Origin of the sequence: Aeromonas sp. HMWF017, from assembly GCF_003061465.1 — a bacterium.
GTDB lineage: Bacteria > Pseudomonadota > Gammaproteobacteria > Enterobacterales > Aeromonadaceae > Aeromonas > Aeromonas veronii.
Genome location: NZ_QAJD01000036.1, coordinates 1 through 3,809, shown reverse-complemented (window position 1 = coordinate 3,809; position 3,809 = coordinate 1). Strand labels below are relative to the sequence as shown.

Annotated in this window: 3 protein-coding genes; all 3 read right to left on the bottom strand. The window is 41.5% G+C overall.

Annotation, left to right across the window (positions count from 1 at the left end):
- Nucleotides 1-40: 40 nt before the first annotated feature.
- Nucleotides 41-409: a VOC family protein gene (locus DBR30_RS02915; RefSeq protein ID WP_108540667.1), complete on the bottom strand. Its 369-nt coding sequence runs from the start codon at nt 407-409 to the stop codon at nt 41-43.
- 292 nt (nt 410-701) lie between these two features.
- On the bottom strand, nt 702-2,435 hold the full coding sequence (locus DBR30_RS21045) for a response regulator receiver domain (RefSeq protein ID WP_108540670.1): 1,734 nt from the start codon (nt 2,433-2,435) through the stop codon (nt 702-704).
- 2 nt (nt 2,436-2,437) lie between these two features.
- On the bottom strand, nt 2,438-3,809 hold a 1,372-nt coding region (locus DBR30_RS02910), incomplete at its 5' end, for an ATP-binding protein (RefSeq protein WP_219927543.1).

Sequence of the window (3,809 nt, the reverse complement as noted above, 5' to 3'; positions counted from 1 at the left end):
TTCTGTTGATGATGGCGATGGGAGTGATGGCTTGGTGGGCTCAGGGATAGATACTCACTTCTATCAGATTCTGATCCGGGTCGAGGAAGTAGATGGATTCTATCGGCCCACAGGCACCGCTTTTGGTCACCGGCCCCTCGACAATCTCCACCCCGTGGCAGGCAAGCTGGGCCATCACCTGCTCCAGCGGCCAGCGGGTGATAAGGCAGATATCCCCCGACCCCACCTGCGCCCGATTGCGCGGCTCCTGCCCCAGCAGCTGCAGATTGATCTTCTGGTTGCCAAACCCCACCGCCCGGCGCCCCGCACCGAAGGTGATGGCCTCCATATTGAGCACCGAGCTGTAAAACGCCACGGCCCGCTCGATATCACTTACCGTCAATACCAGATGGTCGATATGGCTGATCATGATTCCCTCCTGGTGCTGATGCCGGCAAGGCTGCCGGTGGTGATAAACATGCAGCCAGCCAACCCGGCTGTCCGCCTTGCCAGCTGCATCCCCGCTCGTTTGCCATAGACATCACAGATACAGGAACGCCCCGCTAGCCCCTCCATCATACCGGGCCAAACCACCCGCGACTGTGGTATGGCGCGCAAAGATGCCGCGTTGGGCCAAGCATTTCCATAAATTCTCAGTTAAAAACATCTAATTCTCCTTTCAGGAGAAAAAATAGTCGAGGCTAGGACACCAAATATATGGTTTAACCAGGAATTTTCCCCGAATCAACTAGTCTCAAATGCTCAGAATCATTAATTCCGATACGCATCCAATTACCGACTAATTGAGCCATTTCGCTCGCCGCACGACCATACCTTATTTCTCCCAGCCAAGTAAAAGAATCATAACCTCTAGCATCTTGGAAAATAAAGTTTTCTTGCCCATCAATGCTCATCAAGCCCCTAACTCTTTGCGTTATATCGGGAGTAAATATGAAGGTAGATAGCTTAGGTCTTTTTCGGTCAAACTTTAACTTAATTTCAGCGTTAGATTTATCCTTCAATACTACACTATAGCTGTCTTGGACTAAGGTCGCCTCTAAAAATACGAATGACGAATCATTAATTAACCTCAAAGTATCACAGGCCGGTGTTAAGCATAAGAAAAACCTTCCATTATCATGTTTAAGCAACGAGCCTGTCGTTAATGAAGGACTCCAGTCCACATGACTAGAAAATTTAGGCAACATAACTGCCTCACGTTTAAAAGCAACGAGTCTAGAGAACTTATTTTGAGACACTCTGGATAGCTCAATATCTCCAGCAAGAGTAACTGATATTAATCCTCGTTTTTCAACAGGGAGCTTTATTACTGCACCTGCATTATTTTTAAACCCTTTGTCATCAATGCCAGAATTAAGCAACTGAACAATGAAGTCTTTGTCAATAACTTCCTTACTATATCTTTGAGAAGAAAAGTTATTTTCATGAGCATCAAGCCATAGCTTTATAGATTCAACATCCAAATATTCATCTGCAATTCTCTCTAAACCAATAGCATTATCAAACTCCGATACCAGAAGGTCTCGCATGAGCTCAGTAACATCCGTTGGTGGGTTTGTTATCAATCTATTAGAAATATATGCAGTATCTAGCTCTTTAGAAAAGCGAGTTACTAGATGATGCATATTTTTACGGATAGCACCTACAGCCGCCAATGAAAATGACGGTATTAGACCTTCGGATAGAAGTAAAAACAGTTTAAATAATCTTTCAGGTAAATCGGTAGGGCTAACCTCTGCCTTATTTAAGGCAATAACCAAACAACTATCATTTTTGGCTGTGAATATATGGCCTTCTATATCTCTGACAGTTATACCACCATTTGATAAGGAGTCCTTTATATCAGAAAAAATACCATCAGTAATGGTTTGCCCCGTATACACAACTATCAGTCTTAAACGACCACCAGCACTAGCATCTGACTCAGCTAGCTTGGTCAAAACTTGCCTAGTGAGATTTGGATTATCACCATGCAGATACCAATCGATTACCACAATGTCTGTTAGCTTCGCCGATAATAAAATCCTAGTGATTTTTAGCTCTTCATTTTGATCTTCATCACACGGCAAAACAAATGAACATGCAATCCCTGATTCAGCAAAAGCATCAGAAACCTTTCTTATATCCAAAGTGTGAGCATCAATGTCATCATCACGATCACGTATAATAACATCAGTCATATCAGCTTGTGGTTCTGAGGCTATCGGTGAAACCAAACTTGGTACATCGCCTTCAAATAAAAAATCCCCCATACCTGTACTATTTGGTTGATTCAGGATGGTGACTTGCGTTTCTTCGTGGGTCCGCCTTTTCGCTAAGACTGGTTCATTATCTATCACTACAGCATTCTTAATAAACTTTTTTACAGCAGAGAGGCAGTGCTCAGACCAGTCATGGCTTTGCTGAGTTTGAGTATTAGTCACTACAGCTTCCATAGTTATTTTTCCTTATTGAAAACAATTTGAAATACTGGTTGAGAATCAAGTCCTGCCTGAATTAAAACTACATCCATACCCTCACGTCGTAATGTGTCTCGACTAACGGCCAATCCCATTCCACGTCCACCTGGCTTTCTAGTTTCACCAAAATCAAAAATTCTCTCTCGAAGTCTATCTTCTATACCTGGCCCAGAGTTAGAAATAAGAAATCCATCTTCATTGACATCAAGATATATTTTTCGCTCACCCTCAGACCTATGGGAGATCCAATAAATTGCATTGTCGATTATATTAACAAATGCACCAATAACTGTGGATGATTTACACATCAAGCTGCTACTTCTAAACGCATCAGAAACACAGAGCTCGATGTTATTTAAACTTAATTGCTCAGAAAATATTCGGCGCAAGGTGTTGAGTATTTGATCACCTGACAACTTAACACTCATACGATGCATTCTTCTACCTACTGGATCTAAAGATTTTAAGTATCCATCGAGATGCTCTATGTGAACACGTAAGTTTCTATATATAACCCCTAGTGGTTGATTGGCATCAGCCCAAGGTTTTAAATCTGCCATAGCCGTTTTAATACCTCTAGCAGCACGCTCAAATTCGTGTTGTAAGATACCAACAGACATCCCCATCAGTGCAAAATCAGAATAAAAGTTTAATTGCTCCTCAAGCATCTGATTAGACATTTCGAGAGCTGCAAATCTATCATCCAAAGTTTCGTGTGAGAGCAGACCTTCTTTCAACTCTATCATTTGCCGTCTTAAAGCATCAAAAAAATCGACTTCTTTTTTCTTCAACTGAGCAAGTTCGTTCTCTGCTGAATTACGAATAGCATCAATTTCATTTGGACTAGAAGCAGAAAGACGAGTAAATTCACCAACCAGATTTTCAGTTTGTAGCCTCATTTGCCCAAATTCAGATTTCAACAAATCCTTTAGTGAATTGATAAGTGACTCTGACGCTTCTATCGTCTCTCGTCTTAATGCAAGTAATTCTTTGACTGTCGAATCGCGCTCAGTTTCAATAAATTGAATTGCTGACTCTCGACGTTGGGCGTTCCCGATTTTATCGTCGGAAAACTCTCTCAGCTGTTTATCAATGTCATAATTTAGTGGCTCTATAACAGAGCTAATGACATCAGAAGAAATCCTCTCATAAGCCTGCCAATCTTTTTCTAATGCTTTAGTTAGTGCTAACCCTCTTGGCTTACTTATTATTGCTTTATTTTTTAAATTTTTTAATCTAGATCTTATGTCAATTTCAAGCTTTCTAATCGCAAGAGCAAGCTCTCCAGATTCAGGTAAAGCACTTAACTCATCAAGATGAGCCATGAGATCATTATTTATGTTTATAGAC